Source organism: Nitratidesulfovibrio oxamicus, assembly GCF_015731765.1.
GTDB classification, from domain to species: domain Bacteria; phylum Desulfobacterota; class Desulfovibrionia; order Desulfovibrionales; family Desulfovibrionaceae; genus Cupidesulfovibrio; species Cupidesulfovibrio oxamicus.
The window spans coordinates 1-746 of sequence record NZ_VRYY01000698.1; the positions used below are offsets into that span (position 1 = coordinate 1).

Sequence of the window (746 nt, forward strand, 5' to 3'; positions counted from 1 at the left end):
CGGGCGGCCTCGGCGGGCCAGCGGTCCAGCTCGAACAGCCCGATGCGCGCCAGCACGGCGGGCAGGCGCGCCGGGTAGGCGTACGCGCCCGTGCGCTCCACCACGTAGTCGTCGTCCAGAAAGGTCATGCCCGGGTCCGACAGCCGTCGCAGTACCGACTTGCCCAGCATGGCCAGTTGGTACAGGCCGTAGCTGGCGGGCCGGGCCAGCCGCCGCTCCAGCAGGAACTGGCCGAACAGCCGCCGCTGCTGGGCTTCCGGCAGGGTGGGCGCGTTGTTCAATCGGTCGGCAACGGCGTCGTACAGCCCCGTGTCGCGGGTGTAGAAGAACCCGCCCACCACCGTGTTCATGGGTTTGGAATGGTCCGTGGAAAAGAACGCCGCGTCGCCGGTGTTGCCCACGGCCACGCCGTCGCGCGTGGAGCCCACGGTCAGCGCGCAGTCCTCGATCAGCGCCGCCCCGCAGCCGTCGGCCAGCATGCGCAGTTCGCCCACCCGGCAGGGAATGCCGAAGCTGTGCTGCGCGATGATGGCCCGCGTCCTCGACGTAACGGCCTTTGCCGTCGCGCCCGGATCCGTGCCGAAGGTGGCCGGGTCCACGTTGGTGAACACCGGCGTGGCCCCCGTGCGCAGCACCGCGCTGGCCACCACCGAGCAGGTGAACGCGGGCAGGATCACCTCGTGCCCCGCACCCACGCCCAGCGCCCGCAACGTGGCGAACAAGGCCATGCGCCCGCCCGCCGTGGC

1 protein-coding gene is annotated in these 746 nt (G+C 71.8%); it reads right to left on the reverse strand.

Annotation, left to right across the window (positions count from 1 at the left end; all coding sequences use genetic code 11):
• Nucleotides 1–728 (reverse strand): DegT/DnrJ/EryC1/StrS family aminotransferase (locus tag FVW20_RS17385; protein ID WP_231039220.1); only part of this gene is annotated, 728 nt, incomplete at its 3' end.
• Between the last annotated feature and the right edge of the window lie 18 nt (nt 729–746).